The sequence below is a fragment of the Isoptericola sp. NPDC058082 genome (genome assembly GCF_042885055.1).
In the GTDB taxonomy this organism is placed as follows: domain Bacteria; phylum Actinomycetota; class Actinomycetes; order Actinomycetales; family Cellulomonadaceae; genus Isoptericola.
The window spans coordinates 31,625-49,731 of the sequence record NZ_JBHVSQ010000003.1 but is presented as its reverse complement, the minus strand read 5'-3'; the positions used below and the strand labels follow the sequence as shown (position 1 = coordinate 49,731).

15 protein-coding genes and 1 pseudogene are annotated in these 18,107 nt (G+C 72.9%); 3 read left to right on the top strand and 13 right to left on the bottom strand.

What is annotated here, in order from left to right:
* Window positions 1-92: 92 nt before the first annotated feature.
* The 9 genes from ACFVS0_RS05230 to ACFVS0_RS05190 form a co-directional block, all read right to left on the bottom strand.
* Window positions 93-1,100, bottom strand: coding sequence for an ABC transporter substrate-binding protein (locus ACFVS0_RS05230; RefSeq protein WP_430552507.1), 1,008 nt, complete (start codon window positions 1,098-1,100; stop codon window positions 93-95).
* 185 nt (window positions 1,101-1,285) lie between these two features.
* Window positions 1,286-2,851, bottom strand: coding sequence for a sugar ABC transporter ATP-binding protein (locus ACFVS0_RS05225; RefSeq protein WP_430552508.1), 1,566 nt, complete (start codon window positions 2,849-2,851; stop codon window positions 1,286-1,288).
* On the bottom strand, window positions 2,848-3,870 hold the full coding sequence (locus ACFVS0_RS05220; protein ID WP_430552509.1) for a LacI family DNA-binding transcriptional regulator: 1,023 nt from the start codon (window positions 3,868-3,870) through the stop codon (window positions 2,848-2,850). Before ACFVS0_RS05220 ends, ACFVS0_RS05225 begins: the two co-directional genes overlap by 4 nt.
* Before the next feature lie 94 nt (window positions 3,871-3,964).
* Window positions 3,965-5,476, bottom strand: a complete 1,512-nt coding sequence (gene araA, locus ACFVS0_RS05215) for an L-arabinose isomerase (RefSeq protein WP_430586717.1) — start codon at window positions 5,474-5,476, stop codon at window positions 3,965-3,967.
* A 52-nt stretch (window positions 5,477-5,528) separates the two neighbouring features.
* Entirely contained in the window at window positions 5,529-6,239 is a 711-nt protein-coding gene (locus tag ACFVS0_RS05210) for an L-ribulose-5-phosphate 4-epimerase (protein WP_430552511.1), read from the bottom strand.
* 44 nt (window positions 6,240-6,283) lie between these two features.
* Entirely contained in the window at window positions 6,284-7,921 is a 1,638-nt protein-coding gene (locus tag ACFVS0_RS05205; RefSeq protein ID WP_430587357.1) for a xylulokinase, read from the bottom strand.
* A 239-nt stretch (window positions 7,922-8,160) separates the two neighbouring features.
* The gene (locus tag ACFVS0_RS05200; protein ID WP_430587356.1) at window positions 8,161-9,600 is read right to left on the bottom strand and encodes a glycoside hydrolase family 43 protein; all 1,440 of its coding nucleotides are present in this window, start codon (window positions 9,598-9,600) and stop codon (window positions 8,161-8,163) included.
* Between the two features lie 94 nt (window positions 9,601-9,694).
* On the bottom strand, window positions 9,695-10,774 hold the full coding sequence (locus tag ACFVS0_RS05195; RefSeq protein WP_430587355.1) for a LacI family DNA-binding transcriptional regulator: 1,080 nt from the start codon (window positions 10,772-10,774) through the stop codon (window positions 9,695-9,697).
* The gene (locus tag ACFVS0_RS05190; RefSeq protein ID WP_430552515.1) at window positions 10,771-11,325 is read right to left on the bottom strand and encodes a GNAT family N-acetyltransferase; all 555 of its coding nucleotides are present in this window, start codon (window positions 11,323-11,325) and stop codon (window positions 10,771-10,773) included. Before ACFVS0_RS05190 ends, ACFVS0_RS05195 begins: the two co-directional genes overlap by 4 nt.
* Before the next feature lie 69 nt (window positions 11,326-11,394).
* Between ACFVS0_RS05190 and purU the strand changes: the two genes are divergently transcribed.
* Window positions 11,395-12,252: a formyltetrahydrofolate deformylase gene (gene purU / locus ACFVS0_RS05185; RefSeq protein WP_430552519.1), complete on the top strand. Its 858-nt coding sequence runs from the start codon at window positions 11,395-11,397 to the stop codon at window positions 12,250-12,252.
* 24 nt (window positions 12,253-12,276) lie between these two features.
* Here the strand turns inward: purU and ACFVS0_RS05180 are convergent, their stop codons facing one another.
* Window positions 12,277-13,149, bottom strand: coding sequence for a VOC family protein (locus tag ACFVS0_RS05180; protein ID WP_430586724.1), 873 nt, complete (start codon window positions 13,147-13,149; stop codon window positions 12,277-12,279).
* 31 nt (window positions 13,150-13,180) lie between these two features.
* Window positions 13,181-13,795, bottom strand: coding sequence for an NADPH-dependent F420 reductase (locus ACFVS0_RS05175; protein WP_430587529.1), 615 nt, complete (start codon window positions 13,793-13,795; stop codon window positions 13,181-13,183).
* 114 nt (window positions 13,796-13,909) lie between these two features.
* Between ACFVS0_RS05175 and ACFVS0_RS05170 the strand changes: the two genes are divergently transcribed.
* Together ACFVS0_RS05170 and ACFVS0_RS05165 are read left to right on the top strand one after the other, a co-directional pair.
* Window positions 13,910-14,431: a MarR family winged helix-turn-helix transcriptional regulator gene (locus tag ACFVS0_RS05170; protein ID WP_430552522.1), complete on the top strand. Its 522-nt coding sequence runs from the start codon at window positions 13,910-13,912 to the stop codon at window positions 14,429-14,431.
* 186 nt (window positions 14,432-14,617) lie between these two features.
* On the top strand, window positions 14,618-16,000 hold the full coding sequence (locus tag ACFVS0_RS05165; RefSeq protein WP_430587354.1) for an endo-1,4-beta-xylanase: 1,383 nt from the start codon (window positions 14,618-14,620) through the stop codon (window positions 15,998-16,000).
* An 18-nt stretch (window positions 16,001-16,018) separates the two neighbouring features.
* On the opposite strand, the pseudogene ACFVS0_RS05160 reads toward ACFVS0_RS05165, so the two are convergent.
* Together ACFVS0_RS05160 and ACFVS0_RS05155 are read right to left on the bottom strand one after the other, a co-directional pair.
* A pseudogene (locus ACFVS0_RS05160) lies at window positions 16,019-16,750 on the bottom strand (ATP-binding cassette domain-containing protein); the annotation flags it as partial.
* Window positions 16,747-17,961, bottom strand: a complete 1,215-nt coding sequence (locus tag ACFVS0_RS05155; RefSeq protein ID WP_430552543.1) for an ROK family transcriptional regulator — start codon at window positions 17,959-17,961, stop codon at window positions 16,747-16,749. The gene ACFVS0_RS05155 and the pseudogene ACFVS0_RS05160, both read right to left, overlap by 4 nt.
* Between the last annotated feature and the right edge of the window lie 146 nt (window positions 17,962-18,107).

The following is an 18,107-nucleotide window of genomic DNA, read 5'->3' as shown; positions in this document are numbered from 1 at the left end:
CACTCGTTGTTGTGCTGGGGGAGGGGGTGGGGGTGGGGCTGTTGCCTCCCTTTCCCCCCCCCCCCCTGGGTCTCGGTGGAGCGTACCGACGATCAGTACTGGCGGTCCGGCAGGGCCGCCTTCGCCGCCTCCTGGTCGAACGCCTCGTCCTGCGTGACGATGCGCTTCTCGACCGCCTCGCCCGCCACGACCTTCTTCGCGATCTCCGCGAGGTCCGGGCCGAGCAGCGGGTTGCACTCGACGATGTAGTTGATCTTGCCGTCGGCGAGCGCCTGCATGCCGTCCTTGACGCCGTCGACGGTGATGATCTTGATGTCCTTGCCCGGCACCTTGCCCGCGGCCTCGATCGCCTCGATGGCGCCCAGGCCCATGTCGTCGTTGTGGGCGAAGACCAGGTCGATGTCGTCGTACTTCTGCAGGAAGCCCTCCATCACCTGCTTGCCCTCGGTGCGGGTGAAGTTGCCGGTCTGCGAGTCGATCATCTCGATGTCGGAGCCCGCGATCGCGTCGGCGAAGCCCTGCTGCCGGTCGATCATCGGCGCGGCGCCGGTGGTGCCCTGCAGCTCGACGGCCTTGTAGCCCTCGCCGTCGTACTGCTCCACGGCCCACTCGCCGGCGCGCTTGCCCTCCTCGACGAAGTCCGACCCGATGAACGACTCGTACAGGGTGTCGTCCTCGGAGTCGACGGCCCGGTCGGTGAGGATCACCGGGATGCCCGCGGCCTTGGCCTCCTCGAGCACGGCGTCCCAGCCGGTCTCGACGACGGGCGAGAAGGCGATGACGTCGACCTGCTGCTGGATGTAGGACCGGATCGCCTGGATCTGGTTCTCCTGCTTCTGCTGCGCGTCGGAGAACTTGAGGTCGAACCCGTTCTCCTGGGTGAGCGTGTCCTGGATGGACTTGGTGTTGGCCGCGCGCCAGCCGGACTCGGCCCCGACCTGCGAGAAGCCGAGGACGATCGTGTCCGAGGCCGCGGCGGACTCGCCGCCCCCGTCCCCGCCGCCCTGGGGCGCCTGCTCGCTGCTGCACGCGACGAGCGAGGCTGCCGTGAGGGCCGCGACGAACATCGCCGCTCCGGCGCGCCGGAAGTTCTTGCTCATGATCTCCTCCTCGAGACGCCGGCCGACCGGGGGACCCGGTCCGTGGGTCTGCTCTGACCCTCCGGCAACGCTTGTGTGACCGCTAACATAGCGGAGATGTGACCGGTCACATAGAGGTGCTCCACGATTCCACGTCACGGTTCCGTAACGCCGCCACCGGTGCTCCGCGCGCGGCGCGGAGACCGTCAGGAGTGGCCGGGGTCGAGCTCGTCGAGCTCGTCGACGTCCGCCGCGATCATCTCGACGATGGTGTCGACCGTGACCCCCGGACCGTTGCTCAGCTCGCCGATCTTCTCGCGGTCCTTGAGCACCACGATGCGGTCGGCGAGGCGCACCACCTCCTCCAGCTGGGAGGAGATGAAGACGACGGCGACCCCCTCGCCCGCCAGCCGCGCCACCCGGCGCTGGATCTCCAGCTTGGCGGCGATGTCGATGCCGCGCGTCGGCTCGTCGAGGATCAGCACGTGCGGCCGCGTGGCCAGCAGCCGGGCGAGCAGCACCTTCTGCTGCGTGCCCCCGGACAGCTCGCCGGCCGGCCGGTCCAGGTCCTCGGCCGACAGGTGCAGGGCGTCGAGGTACGTGTCGACGACCGCGTCCTGCTCGCCCCGCGACAGCGGCCGCGACCAGCCCCGCAGCGCCTGCAGCGCCAGCACGATGTTCTCCCGCACCGTGAGCCCCGCGACGATGCCGTCGTCGCGCACGTTCTCGCTCGACATCGCGATCCGGTGCCGCAGGGCGGCCCCCGGGCTGCGGAGCTGCACCCGGACGCCGTCGAGCCACAGCTCCCCGCGGTCGGGGCGCTCCACCCCGCTCATCAGCCGGGCGAGCTCGGTGCGCCCCGACCCGCGCAGCCCCGCGAAGCCCACGACCTCGCCCCGGGACAGCTCGAGGTCGGTCGGCTCGAGGACGCCGTGGCGCCCGAGGGACGACGCCCGCAGCGTCGCCTCGCCCGTGCCCGCGTAGTGGTGCGCGAGCCGCTGGGAGCGCAGCGCCTGGAGCGCGTCGATGTCCTCGCCGAGCATCTTGGAGATCACCTCGGCGCGCTCGACGTCCGCCGTCCGGAACTCCGCGACGACGCGGCCGCCCCGCAGCACGGTCATCCGGTCGCTCACCTCGAAGACCTGCTCGAGGAAGTGCGAGACGAACAGCACCGCGACCCCCTGGTCGCACAGGCGGCGCACGACGCCCAGCAGGCGGGCGGCCTCGTCCGCGTCCAGGCTCGACGTCGGCTCGTCGAGCACGAGCACGCGCGGCTCGAGGACGATCGCCCGGGCCACCGCCACGAGCTGCTTGGTCGCGGGCGACAGCGCGGACAACGGGGCGCGCGGGTCGATGTCCTCGATCCCGAGCGCGGCGAGGGCGGCCGCCGCACGCGCCCTGGTCCGGCCCCAGTCGATGCCGAACCAGCCGCGCACCTCGTGCCCGATCATCACGTTCTCGGCGACGGTCAGGTGCGGGCTCAGGTGCGTCTCCTGGAAGACGGTCGCGATACCGTCCGCGCGGCTCTGCGCGACGCTCGTCGGCGGGGTCGCGACGCCGTCGACCACGACGGTCCCCGCCAGGATCGGCAGCGTCCCCGTGAGCGCACCGATGAGGGTCGACTTGCCCGCGCCGTTCTCCCCCATGAGCGCGTGCACCTCACCCGGCCGCAGCGCCAGGTCCACGTCGTCGAGGACCCGCACCCCCGAGCGCTCCACCGTGATCCCGCGCAGCACGACCACGGGGGCCTGCGCCTCGGACCGGGACGTCATCGTGCGGCCTTCCGCGGCGGGGCGCTCGACGCGCGCGCGACGATCTCCGGGGGGATCTTCGTGACCGTCGGGATCTCCTGCTCCTCGATCGCGGACCGCAGGACGTCGACGACCGAGACGCCGAGCGCGTGGAAGTTCTGTCGCACCGTCGTCAGCGGGGGGATGACGTGCCGCGCGAGGGGGATGTCGTCGAAGCCCACGACGCTCACGTCGTCGGGCACCGAGAAGCCACGGTCGTGCAGGCCGTGCACGAGGCCCACGGCCATGTCGTCGTTCGCGGCGAAGATCGCCGTGTACTCCGGGAGCTCGCGGATGCCGCGCGCGAAGTCGTAGGCGAAGTCCGCCGTCCAGTCCCCCACGACGATGGGTCGCTCGCGCAGCCCCCACGACTTCGTCCGGGCATGGAAGGACCGCTCGCGCGTGCGGGCGTCGAGCCAGTCGAGCGGCCCGGCCAGGTGCAGGATGTCGCGGTGGCCGAGCGAGACGAGGTGGTCGACGGCGAGCGCCGTGCCGGCCTGCTGGTCGACGGTCACGGTGAGGAACGTCGGGTCCTTGTCGGGCTTGACGACCAGCACCGGGACCCCGACGGCGATGCGGCGCAGCGCGGCGATCGACGACGACCGCGGCGCCACGACGCAGAGCGCGTCGACGCCCTGCGCGACGAGGTGGTCGACGGCCTCCTGGGGGGTGATCTCCTCCCCCGCCCGCAGGAGCACGGAGCTCACCACGTACCCGGACGCGCGGGCGGCGGACTCGACGGCGTACAGCGTGCTGGTCGGCCCGAACGTCGCCGCGCTCTCCACGAGGACGCCGATGCGCCGGCTGCGCTGGGTGGCCAGGGCCCGTGCCGTCATGTTCGGCCGGTAGCCGAGCTGCTCGATGGCCTCCTCGACCCGGCGCCGGGTGGCCTCGCGGATGTTCGGGTGGTCGTTGAGCACCCGCGACACCGTCATGTGCGAGACGCCGGCGAGCTGCGCGACCTGCCGGATGTTCGGCTTGTCGGCGGCGGGACTCGCCATGCGGGGCCTCCACGGGATGCGTCCACCGGACGACCGGCCGGCGGCTCGGCGGCGTCAGCCTACCGAACCGCCGGCACGGCGCCGGTGGTGGTGCTCAGAGCCCCTGGGCGAGGCGGTAGTACACCTGGTTCCAGCGCACCTGGTCGGCGAAGCCGCGGCGCGTGGTGTCCTCGTCGATGACGAGCAGCTCGGTGCGCGCGATGTTCGCGAACACCTCGAACGCCTCGACGCCTGCCGCCGTCGACATCACCGTGTGGTGCGCGCCGCCCGCGGTCAGCCAGGCCTCGGCGGAGGTGGTGAAGTCGGGACGCGGCGCCCAGACGGCGCGGGCCACCGGGAGGTTCGGCAGGTCCTGCGTCGGCGGGACGACGTCCACGACGTTCGCGGTGAGGCGGAAGCGGTCGCGCATGTCGGCGAGCGAGACGACGACGGCCCCCTCGGTCGCGTCGGCGTCGAACACCATGCGGACCGGGTCCTCCTTGCCGCCGATACCGAGCGGGTGGATCTCCACGCGGGGCTTCGACGTCGTGAGGGACGGGCAGACCTCGAGCATGTGGGCGCCGAGGATGACCTCGGAGCCGGGCGTGAGGTCGTAGGTGTAGTCCTCCATGAGGGAGGCGCCGCCGGGCAGGCCCTCGCCCATGACCTTCGCGGCGCGCACCAGGACGGCCGTCTTCCAGTCGCCCTCCGCGCCGAAGCCGTAGCCCTTGCTCATGAGCCGCTGGACGGCGATGCCGGGCAGCTGGCGCAGGGCGCCGAGGTCCTCGAAGTTCGTGGTGAACGCCTTGGCGCCGCGCTCGACGAGGAACGCCTCCATGGCGATCTCCTGGCGGGCCGCGTAGCGCAGCGACTCGTGCCGCTCCCCGCCGCGGCGGAGCTCGGGGACGACCTCGTAGAGCTCCTCGTACTCCGCGACCAGCGCGTCGATCGCGGCGTCGTCCACGGCCTCGACGGCGTCGACCAGGTCGTTGACGCCCCACGTGTTCACGGAGACGCCGAAGCGCAGCTCGGCCTCGGTCTTGTCGCCCTCGGTGACGGCGACGTTGCGCATGTTGTCGCCGAAGCGCACCAGCTTCAGCTCGTGCGTGGCGGCCCAGCCCGCCGCGCCGCGGACCCAGGTGCCCACCCGGCGGGTCACGGCCGGGTTCGACACGTGCCCGACGACGGTGGTGCGCGCGACGCCGAGGCGCGTGGCCAGGTAGGCGTACTCGCGGTCGCCGTGCGCGGCCTGGTTGAGGTTCATGAAGTCGAAGTCGATGTCCGCCCAGGGCAGCTCGACGTTCGCCTGCGTGTGCAGGTGCAGCAGCGGCTTGCGCAGCGCGTCGAGGCCGGAGATCCACATCTTCGCCGGGCTGAACGTGTGCATCCACGTGATGACGCCGAGCACCTTGTCGTCCGCGTTCGCGTCGAGCATGGCGCGGCGGATGGAGCCCGCGTCCTTGAGCACGGGCTTCCACACGACCTTCGCGGGCACGTCGGACGACGCGTCGAGCGCGCGGGCGACCTCCTGCGACTGCTGGGCGACCTGCTCCAGCGTCTCGGGGCCGTACAGGTCCTGGCTGCCGGTGAAGAACCAGACCTCTCGGTCGGCGTACGGCTTGCTCATGGGTGTCCTCTCTGGATCAGTCTGGTTCAGGTCTGTTCGCGGGCGGCCGGGCTCAGTGCTGGCCGTAGACGTTCTGGTAGCGGGCGTACAGGGAGTCCACGTGCTCCTGCGCGATGGGCAGCGGCTCGCCGAGCTGGCGCGACACGTGCACCGTGCGGGCCACCTCCTCGACCATCACGGCGGCCTTCACCGCGGCACGGGCGTCCTTGCCGATGGTGAACGGGCCGTGGTTGCGCATCAGGACCGCCGGGCTGCGGTGACCGCTCAGGGTCTCGACGATGCCGCGGCCGATGGAGTCGTCGCCGATGATCGCGAACGGCCCTACGGGCACGGGGCCGCCGAACTCGTCGGCCATCATCGTGAGGACGCAGGGGATCTCCTCCGCGCGGGCGGCCCACGCCGTCGCGTAGGTGGAGTGCGTGTGCACGACGCCGCCCACCTCGGGCATGTGCGTGTACACGTAGGCGTGCGCGGCGGTGTCCGACGACGGCGAGCGGTCGCCCTCGACGAGGTTCCCGTCCAGGTCGCACACCACCATGGACTCCGGGGTGATGTCGTCGTAGGCGACGCCGGACGGCTTGATGACCAGGAGGTCGCCCGAGCCGTCGGGGGTGCGGTCGTCGCGGACGCGCTCGGACACGTTGCCGGCGGTCCACACGACGAGCTCCCAGCGGGGCAGTTCGGCGTGCAGGGCCGCGACCTTCTCCTTGGCGGCGTCGACGGCGGCGCGCAGGTGCGCGGGGACCTCGGTGACGGTGCTCATGTGCTTCTCCAGTGCGGGGTGTGGTTCGTCGACTGCGGGTGTCGTCAGAGGGCTGCGGTGGCGGCGCGCTCGACCGCGAGGCCGGCGGAGTACCGCTCCAGGTAGGCGGCGAAGCCGGCGACGTCCTCGGCCTCGGGCTCGGCGACGTCGAGGCGGGCGTCGGCGAAGACGCGCTCGGCCAGGTAGGCGTCGAGGGCGGGCGCCCCGCCGTCCGTCCCGGCCTCGGCCCGCGCACCGGCGTACGCGGCGAGGAGCGCGATGCCCCAGGCGCCGCCCTCCCCCGCCGTCTGCCCGACGGCGACGGGCGCGTCGATCGCCCCGGCCAGCAGCCGCTGGGCGACGCCCGCCGTCCTGAACAGGCCACCGTGCGCGAACATCGTGTCGATCGCGACGCCCTCGCCGTGCAGCACGCGCATGCCGAGCGCGAGCGTGCCGAACACGCCGTAGAGCTGCGTGCGCGCGAAGTTCGCGAGCGTGAGGCGGCTGTCGGGGGTGCGCACCACCAGGGGTCGGCCCTCGTCGAGGCCCGTGATGGGCTCGCCGGCGAGGTAGTTGTACGCGAGGAGCCCGCCGCCGTCGGGCGCGCCGTCGAGCGCGGCGCGGAAGAGCGCGCCGAAGACGGCGTCGGGCTCGGCCGGCTGCCCGAGCGCGGCCGCGAACTGGCCGAACACGCCGGCCCACGCGTCGAGCTCGCTGGCGCCGTTGTTGCAGTGCACCATCGCGACGAGGTCCCCGGCGGGCGTGGTGACGAGGTCGAGCTCGTGGTGCACGGTGGTCAGCGGCCGCTCGAGGACGACCATCGCGAAGATCGACGTGCCCGCGCTGATGTTGCCGGTGCGCGGGGCGACGGAACCGGTGGCGACCATGCCGGTGCCGGCGTCACCCTCCGGCGGGCACAGGAGCACGCCGGGCTGCAGGGTGCCGGACGGGTCCAGCAGGGCCGCGCCCTCGGGCGTGAGGCGGCCCGCGTCCTGTCCCGCCGTCAGCACCTGGGGCAGCAGGCCCTCGACGTCGAGCCCCGGCCGCTTGGCGGCGGCGAGGTGGCGGAACTGCTCCAGCATCCGCGCGTCGTAGTCGCCGGTGGCCGGGTCGATCGGGAACATGCCCGACGCGTCGCCGACGCCGAGCACGTGCCGGCCGGTCAGGGCCCGGTGCACGTAGCCGGCGAGCGTGGTGAACGACGCGACCTGGGGCACGTGCGGCTCGTCGTCGAGGATCGCCTGGTACAGGTGGGCGATCGACCAGCGCAGCGGGATGTTGTGCCCGAACAGGGCGGACAGCTCCGCGGCCGCCGGCCCGGTGCTGGTGTTGCGCCAGGTGCGGAACGGGACGAGCAGCTCGCCGTCGGCGTCGAACGGCAGGTAGCCGTGCATCATCGCCGAGACGCCGAGCGCGGCGTAGGTGGTGGGCCGCACGCCGTAGCGCTGCTCGACGTCGGCGACGAGCGCGGCGTACGCGCCCTGCAGCCCGGCGTGCACGGTGTCGAGCGCGTAGGTCCACACCCCGTCGACGAGCTCGTTCTCCCACGCGTGCGAGCCGCTCGCGAGCGGCGCGTGGTCGGGCCCGATCAGGCACGCCTTGATGTTGGTGGAGCCGAGCTCGATGCCCAGCGCCGCCCTCCCGGCGACGATCGCCTCCCGGATCTCGCGCACGTCGTCCGCCTGCGCGGCCTGCTCCGCCATCCCTGCTCCGTCCCCGCCCGGCCCCGGGCGTCGTGGTGGTCGATCCATGTTAGCGCTCACATCGGGTGCTCCCCACCCGCGAGGTCGTTCTGGTCTCGCCGAGGTAGTCCCAGTCTGGCCGAGGTAGTTCACTGCGTGCCGAGGTAGTCGTGACCCTGCCGAGGTAGTGGACTGGTCCACTACCTCGGCAGGCTCGGCACTACCTCGCCGCGAGGCGGACTACCTCGACGCGGTGGGGGCTACCTCGTCGGGCGGCCGGGCGCGACGACGTCGAGCCGCGCCGGCTCGCTGCGCACCTCGCCGTGGGCGTTGGCGACGACGGCGCGCACGAGCAGGCCGTCCGGCTCGCGCCCGGCGTGCTTCAGCGTCCAGCGCGCCGTGCCGCCGGTGGCCCGCGTCGCGGGAGCCGGGGCCGGCGGCGACCAGGTCGCGCCGTCGTCCTCCGAGGTCTCCCACGTGACGACCGGCACCGGCGTTCCGGCCACGCGGACGTCGAACGTCGCGGGGCGGTTCCCCCGCACCGTCGCGTCGCGGGGGCCCTTCGTCACGGTCGGCTCCTCGACGGCCTGGTCGACCACGGGCCAGCCGTCCTCCCAGCCCAGGCGCTGCAGCCCGAGGGTCGGGAAGCCCGGGATCTCGGCGTTCGCGCCGTCGTAGTAGTGGAACGCGAGGACGCCGTCGGACACCGACTGGCCGCCCGGCCCGACCACCGCGCCGTGCGAGGAGAGCAGCACGGTGCCGCCGCCGTCGGCCAGGTCCTTGCCGTCCTGGTCGAGGAACGGCCCGGTGACGTCGCGCGACCGCCCGACCGCCACCTGGTAGGTGCTGTCGAGACCCTGGCAGCACCTGTCGAACGAGACGAACAGGTAGTACCAGCCGTCGTGCCTGGTGAGGTACGGCGCCTCGACGGGGTTGCCCGGCATCATGCGGTCCACCAGGTGCGTGGCGTTCTCGAGCGCGCCGTCGGCGAGCTTGCCGGTGGGCCACTCGAGCTCGACGAGGAAGATGCCGTACCAGTACGACCCGATCGCCATGTACGGGGTGCCGTCCGCACCCTCGACGATGCCCGCGTCGATCGCGTTGAACGTCTTGCCGCCGGCGATCTCCTGCGGCGAGTCGATCACCGGCCCCTGGTCGACCCACGCGTAGTCCGGGTCGTCCGGGTCGAGGGTCGTGTTGGTCGCGAGGGCCGTCACCGAGGTGTTCGTGCCGAAGCGCGACGCCGAGTAGTAGAGGTAGTAGGTGCCGTCGTGCTCGTAGACCTCGGGCGCCCACAGGTTGTCGGGCAGCGCCCCGTCGCCGTCCGCCGCGAAGCGCTCGTCGATCCACGCGGGGATCTCGTCCCAGACCGTGCCGTCGTGGGCCCAGGTGACCCCCTCGTCGTGGCTCGACCACATCTGGATCGTGCCGCCGTTCTCCCGGTTCACGAGGCCCGTGGTGTAGACGCGCCAGGTGCCGTCGTCGTCGACGACGAGCGCCGGGTCGTGCACCGGCGAGGTCTCCCCGGTCACGGAGAGGCCGCCGGTCGGGGCGGTCGGTGCCGGGCGGCCGCGCTCGGCGGCGCCGGGCGTGGCGGTCGCCGGACCGACGGTGGTGGCGGCGACCAGCGACGCGCCCAGCAGCGCCGTCGTGAGCACCCCCGCCGCCGCGGCACGGGCCCGACTGAGAGATCTGCGCATCGTGACTCCTCTACAACGATGTAGAACTGCGAACGCGCCGAATCTACCCAGCCGCCACGACGGCGGTCAACGAGCGGTGGTCGACGAACCGCGGTCAGCGGGCGGGCGGCGGCGCCGTGCTGGAGCGCACCACGAGCTCGGGCACGATCCGTTCGGTCGGCACGCTCCCGCCGGCCAGCGCCGCGACGACCATCGCCACGCTGCGCTCCCCCAGCACCCCGAACGGCTGGCGCACCGTGGTCAGCGGTGGCACGAAGTACGCGGCCCCCGCGACGTCGTCGAAGCCCACCACCGACACGTCGTCGGGCACGGAGAGCCCCCGCTCCCAGAACGCCCGCAGGATGCCGAGCGCGAGCTGGTCGTTCCCGGCGAACACCGCCGTCGGGCCCTCGTGCGCCACCACGGCCTCGGCCAGGTCGCGTCCCGCGGTGTACCCGTCCTCCGCCGACCAGCTGCAGTACCGCGGGCGGCTCGGCGCGATCCCCCGCGCCTCGAGCGCCTCCCGCCAGCCGGCGGCGCGCTCGCGGGCGTCGAACCAGTCCTGGGGGCCGGCCACGTGCAGGACGTCGTGGTGCCCCAGGCCGAGCAGGTGGTCGGTCGCGGCGCGCGCGCCCGCCCGCTGGTCGACGGCGAGCGAGAGCGTCGTCGGGCCGGCCGCCGTCGTGCCCGCGTCGCGCGGCAGCTTCTCCAGCGCGGCGACGACCAGCACCGGCACCGGCGCGCGGAAGGACTCGACGGCGGCCGCGACGTCGTCCTGCGGCGCGATGACCACGATCGCCTCGACACCCTGGTCCATGAAGTGCTCCAGCGCCTCGTGCATCGCCGCGGCGTCGTAGCTCCGCAGCGTCGCGACGGAGACGAAGTACCCCTGGTCCCGTGCGGCGCCCTCGATCGCGATGAGCGTGCTGGTGGGGCCGAACAGCGCCGACCCCGTGGTCACCACGCCGAGCGTCGCCGAGCGCGCCGTCGCCAGCGCCCGCGCGGCGCTGTTGCGCCGGTAGCCGAGGGTCGCGATGGCGTCCAGCACCCGCTCGCGGGTCTCTCCGCGCACGCTCGGGTGCTCGTTGAGCACCCGGGAGACCGTCTGGTGGGAGACTCCGGCGACGGTCGCGACGTCGGCCATGGACGGGCGCCGCGACCGAGGACGCGTCGCCTGCCCGCCGGCGTCGGTCATGGCTCCTGCGCCGCGTTCCTCGCGTCGACCTCGTCGAGCACCCGGCGCAGGTAGGTCAGCGTGAGCTTGCCCGCCGCCCGGTCGTACTGCTCCTCGTAGCCGTGCTTGGTGTACATGGCGAGGTTCTTCTTCGAGTCCTTGCCCGTGAACGCCCACACCTCGGTCACCTCGGACGGCAGGAACTGCAGGATCGCGAACATCAGCGACGTGCCGATGCCCTTGGCCTGCTGGTCCGGCGCGACCGCGAGCCGCCCGAGCGTCGCCCTGGCGCCCTCGATCTCCAGGCGCAGCGACCCCACCAGGCGGTGCCCCTCCCACGCGCCCACGGTCACGACGTCGTCCCGCGCCATGTCGTCGCGCAGCTCGTGCAGCGTCTGCGTCAGCGGCGGGATGTGCGGGTCGTCGTACAGCTGCGCCTCGCTGACGAACGCCGCCCGCCGCAGCGTCAGCAGCTCGCCCGCCTGCGCGTCCTCGACCAGCGCGATCCGCAGCGTGTCGTCGCCGTTCCCCTGCTGGACTTCCTGGGCGTCAGTGCCGCGTGCCTCGCTCATGAGGACATCGTGGCAGACCGACGGCGGACGTGTCGTCGCACGGCCGGGGCCGTCGGTGACAATGGGCGGGTGACGACCGAATGGGTGCTGACCCTCTCCTGCCCCGACCGCCCCGGGATCGTGCACGCCGTGGCGGGCGTGCTCGCCGAGCACGGCGGCAACATCACCGAGTCGCAGCAGTTCGGGGACCCGGCGTCGGGCCTGTTCTTCATGCGCGTGCAGGTGGAGGTGCAGGTCGACGCCGAGGCGGGACGCGAGGCCCTGACCGCCGCGCTCTCGCCGGTGGCGGAACGGTTCGGCATGACCTGGCAGCTCGACGTCGTCGGCCGCCGCCTGCGCACGCTGGTGCTGGTCAGCAAGGCGCCGCACTGCCTGGTGGACCTGCTGTACCGCGAGCGGTACCAGGGCATGCCGGTCGAGGTCGTCGGCGTCGTCGGCAACCACCCGGACCTCGAGGACATGGCCGCGTTCTACGGCAAGCCGTTCCACCACGTGCCGGTCACGAAGGACACGAAGGCGCAGGCGGAGGACCGCCTGCGGGAGCTGGTCGCCGAGCTCGACGTCGAGCTGGTCGTCCTCGCGCGGTACATGCAGATCCTGTCGGACGAGCTGTGCCGCGACCTCGCGGGCCAGGTCATCAACATCCACCACTCGTTCCTGCCGAGCTTCAAGGGCGCGCGCCCCTACGCGCAGGCGCACGACCGCGGCGTCAAGCTCATCGGCGCGACGTCGCACTACGTCACGGGCGACCTCGACGAGGGCCCGATCATCGAGCAGGACGTCGAGCGCGTGGACCACTCGCGCGCGGTCGCGGACCTCGTCGCGATCGGCGAGGACGTCGAGCGCCGCACGCTCGCACGCGCCGTGCGGTGGCACGCCGAGCACCGCGTGCTGCTCGACGGCCACCGCACGGTCGTCTTCCGCTGACGGCTCGCCGCCGGCGGGACGGGGTCAGGCGACCGACACCTCGACCAGCGTGTTCCACGGGTCGTCGAACCGGAGGGTCCGGCCGTCGTCGCGCGTCGCGACGCCGGCGTGCTTCAGCCGGTCGGCGAGCGCGCCGACCTCGTCGCGCGTGGGCACCGTGAGCGCCACCTGCCCGAGGCCGAGCGTCGCGGCACGCGGGCCGGCGCCCGCGCTGTTCCAGGTGTTCATCGCCATGTGGTGGTGGTACCCGCCGGCCGCGACGAACAGGGCGCCGTGGAACGTCGCCATGATCTCGAAGCCGAGGGTGTCGACGTAGAACCGCTGCGCCGTGGGGATGTCGCCGACCTGCAGGTGGACGTGCCCGACCTGCGCGGCCTGCCCCGCGGCGCCCGCCAGGGCGTCCTCGGTGAGGTGCCGCTGGAGGAACTCCTGCGGGTCGAACCAGTCGGAGCCCATCGCCACGCGCCCGCCGCCGTCGTGCTGCCAGACCTCGCGCGGCCGGTCCCAGTAGAGCTCGATGCCGTTGTCCTCGGGGTCCGTGAAGTAGAACGCCCGCGACACCCAGTGGTCGGAGTTCCCCGCGAACCGCGACAGCGGGTGCTGCGCGGCGTGCGCGACGGCGGAGGCGAGCGCCTCCTCCGTGTCGAACAGGACGGCCGTGTGGAACAGCCCGGCCTGGTTCCGCGACGTCGCCGGCAGCCCCGGCGTGTGCTGCAGCGCGACGACGGGCACCCCGCCGCGCCCCAGCACCACCCGGTCCGGGGCGCCGAGGGCCGGGATCTCCTCGAGCGCGATCGCCTCGCGGTAGTAGGCGCTCATCGCGCCGAGGTCGCCCACGTGCAGGGTGACGGCGCCCATCGCGGTCTCGGCGGCGAGGAGGTCGGGGTGGCGGGTCATGATCGGCTCCTGGTGCTGGGGTGGACGAGGGTCAGAGCAGCGCGAACCCGGTGGTCCACTGCGTCTTCTCCCCCGCGGCGAGGGTGAGCTGCAGGAACCCGAGGGCCTCGAGCTCGCGGGCGCGCTTCAGCGACCCGGCGTCGACGACACGGACGGCGGACCCGTCGAACGCGGCCGCGAACGCGGACTTGGCCGTGGTGTCGTCGCCCGCGACGAGGACGGCCGTCGGCACGTCGCCGACGGTGCCGCTCACGAGCGTCGCGGCGAAGTTCGTGTTGAACGCCTTGAGCACAAAAGCGCCGGGGAGCTTCTCCGACAGCCCGGCCGCGGCGGAGGAGTCCGCCGGCACGACGAGCGCGTCGAAGGTGGCGAAGTCGAGCGGGTTGGTGAGGTCGACGACGGTGCGGCCGGCGAGCTGGTCGCCGTAGGTCGCGACGACGTCGTCCAGCGCCGGGTACGGCAGGGCCAGGACGACGATCTCGCCCGTGAGCGGCTCGCCGAACGTGGCCGCGGCGACGGCGGGGTCCACGGCCGCGGCCTTGGCGACGTCGCGGGCGACGACCTGCACGTCGTTCCCGCCGGCGAGCGCCAGGCCCGCGATCGCGGAGCCCATGTTCCCGGTGCCGAGGATGCTGATGGTGGTCATGGTTCCTCCTGAGGATCCGTCGTCGACCGTTTGGTTGACGCTACAACCAACATAGACCGCTATAGTTGTAGCGTCAACCTTCGTTCGAGGGTGACGGACCAGGAGGGCGATCCCGTGACGACGACCCGGCGCACGACGGCGGCCGACGACGAGCCGCGCTGGCTCGACGCCGAGCAGATGCGCACGTGGCTCCGGCTCCAGGCGGTGATCGAGCTGCTGCCCGCCACGCTCGACCAGCAGCTGCGCCGCGACGCCGACCTCACCCACTTCGAGTACATGGTGCTGGCGATGCTCTCCGAGGCGCCCGAGCGTGCCCTGCGCATGACCGAGCTCGCCCGCCTCACCAGCGCCACGCTCCCCCGCCTCTCGCACGTGGCGCGCCGGCTCGAGGCGCGCGGCTACGTCGAGCGCTGCACCGCCCCGGACGACCGCCGCGCGACCATCGCCCACCTCACCGACGAGGGCTGGCGCAAGGTCGTCGCGAGCGCCCCCGGCCACGCACGCACGGTGCTGCAGGACGTCTTCGACGACCTCGACCCGGACGAGGTCCGCACCCTCGCCGGCGCGCTCGACAAGGTCCTCGCGCACATCGACCCGCACGACCGCTTCGGCCTCGGCGAGCGCTCCGCCCGCTGACCTCCGGCCGTCGTCCACCCCTCCGACCAGGCCCCGCGCCCCGGCGACCCTGAGAAAGATCCGTGCCCGGGGCTTGTTTCGAAAACGTTTTCTACCTACTCTCGGGACGTCGGCGACCCCGACCGCTCGATGACGAGGCCTCGTGGCCGAGCACCACTCAAGGATGAGCAGGCTCGAGAACGAAGGATGGGATCGATGAAGCGCACGACGAAGAGATGGCGCGCGTCCGTGGGAGCGGCGGTGGCCGGGATCGGCATCCTCGCCGCCACGGCACTGAGCGCACAGGCTGCCGGGAGCACGCTCCACGCGGCGGCCTCCGAGCAGGGCCGGTACTTCGGCACCGCGATCGCCGCCGGCAAGCTGGGCGACTCGCAGTACACGACGATCGCCGACCGCGAGTTCGGCATGATCACGGCCGAGAACGAGATGAAGATGGACGCCACCGAGCCGCAGCAGGGGCAGTTCAGCTTCTCCTCCGGCGACCGGATCCTCGACTGGGCCACCAGCCACGGCAAGCGGGTGCGCGGCCACGCGCTGGCGTGGCACTCCCAGCAGCCGGGCTGGATGCAGAACATGAGCGGCTCGCAGCTGCGCCAGGCGATGCTCAACCACGTCACCCAGGTCGCGACGCACTACAAGGGCCAGGTCTACGCCTGGGACGTCGTCAACGAGGCGTACGCGGACGGCTCCTCCGGCGCCCGCCGGGACTCCAACCTCCAGCGCACCGGCGACGACTGGATCGAGGCCGCCTTCCGTGCCGCCCGGGCCGCCGACCCGAACGCGAAGCTCTGCTACAACGACTACAACACCGACAACTGGTCCCACGCCAAGACGCAGGGCGTCTACACCATGGTCAAGGACTTCAAGGCCCGCGGCGTGCCGATCGACTGCGTCGGCTTCCAGGCCCACTTCAACAGCGGCAACCCGGTGCCGAACAACTACCACGAGACGCTCCAGCACTTCGCCGACCTCGGCGTGGACGTGCAGATCACCGAGCTGGACATCGAGGGCTCGGGCAGCTCGCAGGCCGAGCAGTACCAGGGCGTCACGCAGGCGTGCCTCGCCGTCTCGCGCTGCACCGGCATCACCGTGTGGGGCGTGCGCGACTCCGACTCGTGGCGGGCGAGCGGCACCCCGCTGCTCTTCGACGGCAACGGCCAGAAGAAGGCCGCCTACACCTCTGTCCTGAACGTCCTCAACGACGGCCAGGGTGTGCCCGGTGGCGGCGACCCCGACCCGGGCGAGACCACGCCGCCGCCCACCGGCGGCAGCGGGTGCACCGCCACCTACTCCGAGGGCCAGAAGTGGGGCGACCGCTTCAACGGGACCGTGACCGTCCGGGCCGACCGGAACATCACCTCGTGGACCTCGACCGTGACCGTCAGCTCCAGCCAGCGGATCAGCGCCACCTGGAACGGCACGCCCACGTGGGACTCGTCGGGCAAGGTCATGACGATGCGCCCGGCCGGCAACGGGACGCTGGCCGCCGGCCAGTCCACGTCGTTCGGCTTCACCGTGATGCACGGCGGGGACTGGACCTGGCCCAAGGTCAGCTGCTCGGCGTCCTGAGCGGCTGAGCACGTGCGCCTGAGCGCCGGTGATCGCGGCGAGGATCTCCTCGTGCGCGGCCGTCGCCGGGAACGACCCGTTGTTGCGGCCGTGCCGCAGCACCTCGATGCGGTCGGAGACCGCGCGCACGTCGTTGAGGTTGTGGCTGATGAGGATGACGCCGAGGCCCAGCTCGCGCAGGCGCTGGATGTGCGTGAGCACCTCGGCGGTCTGTGCCACCGAGAGCGCCGCCGTCGGCTCGTCGAGCACCACGATGCGCGGCTGCCCGATGAGGGTGCGCGCGATGGCGACCGCCTGGCGCTGACCGGCGGACAGGTGCCGCAGCGGGGTGCGCACCGACGGGATCCGGATGGTGAGGTGCTGGAGGAGCGCGCGGGTCTCGGTCTCCATCTCGCCGTCGCGCAGCAGGCCCGCGCGCCCGCGCAGCTCCTGCCCGAGGAAGACGTTGGCGGTGACGTCGAGGTTCTCGCACACGGCGAGGTCCTGGAAGACGCTCGCCACGCCGAGCTGGTTCGCCGCCGAGGGCGACGGGATCGACACGGGCTCGCCGTCGATCTCCAGCTGCCCCGAGCTCGGGCTCAGCACGCCCGCCACGATCTGGGCGAGCGTCGACTTGCCCGCCCCGTTGTCCCCGACCAGGGCGACCACCTCGTGCGCGTGCACCTCGAGGTCCACGTCGACGAGGGCCTCGACGGCACCGAAGTACCTGCTGACCTGCCGCAGCGCGAGCAGCGGCGTGCGTCCCCTCACCGGTTCCCCTTTCCTGTGCGGACCTGGCCGACGGCGACCGCGCCGTGCGGCCCGTCGTCGGGCTGCTCCAGCAGGTCGGTGTGCTGCAGCGCGAGCGCGAGGGCTCCCTCCAGCTCGGCACGCGTCCCCAGCGCCGCGGGCACCACCTCGAGAGGCGTGACCTGCTGCAGCAGGGTCCGGCGGCGCAGCGCCTCGCGCAGCGGCCCGAGGAAGACCTCGCCCGTGGCGGCCAGCGCTCCCCCGACGACGACGAGCTCCGGGTTGAGCGACGTCGCCAGCCCGGCCACGACGCCGCCGACCACCGTACCGGCGTCGGCGACGATCTCCCGACAGCCCGGGTCGTCCTCGTTCGTCAGCCGCACGACGTCGGCGAGGGTGAGGTTCCCGTGGCTGCTGCGCAGCGGCTCGAGCAGCGCCCGGTCGCCGACGACCGTGTCGAGGCAGCCGCGGCTGCCGCACGAGCAGATGTTGCCGGCGGGGTCCACCTGGACGTGGCCGATCTCGCCCGCCGTGCCCGCGACCCCGCGATGCACGCGGCCCGCCAGCACGATGCCCGCCCCGACGCCGTGCCCGGCACGGACGTACAGCGCGTCGTGCACCTCGCGGGCGGCGCCGACCGTGCTCTCCGCCAGCGCCCCCAGGTTCGCGTCGTTGTCCACGAACACCGGCCGGGCCAGCCGCTTGGACAGCACCTGCGCGACGGGCACGCCGTCCCAGCCGCGCAGGATGCCCCGCACGGTGACCTGGCCGCTGGCGGCGTCGACCGGCGCCGGCAGCCCGAGGCCGATGCCGAGCACCTCGTCGAGCTCCGACCCGACGCGCTCCAGCAGGTCGACGACGAGCAGGGCCGCGCGGTCGAGGCTCGTGTCGGCGCGGTGCTCCGCCGGCAGCGGCAGCACCTGCTCGGCGAGGATCTCGTGCGACACGTCCGCGATCGCCACCGTGAGGTGCCGCGTGCCCACCAGCACGCCCGCGACGAGCCCCACGCGGTGGGCGAGGGTGACGAGCTGCGCGCGCCGGCCCGAGCGGATCGTGTTGCGCACCTCGACCAGCTCGGCGGCGACGAGCTCCTTGACGATGGTCGACACCGTGGCGGGCGAGAGCCCGGTGGCCCCGGTGAGCTCGACCTGCGTCAGCCCCCCGTGCCGTTTCACCGCGTCGACGACGCGCGCGCGGTTCGCCTCGCGCAGCGACGACTGCGATCCCACCATCGGCAGCCGTCCTCTCACGCCGGGGATTCTATGGTGCGACGACGCGGGGGGGGGGGGGGGGGGGGCGAGCCCCGCAGCGGGGGGGGGGGGGGTGGTCCCCCCCGGGACCCCAAAACCTTTCTCTTTTTCCCCCCCCCCCCCCCCCC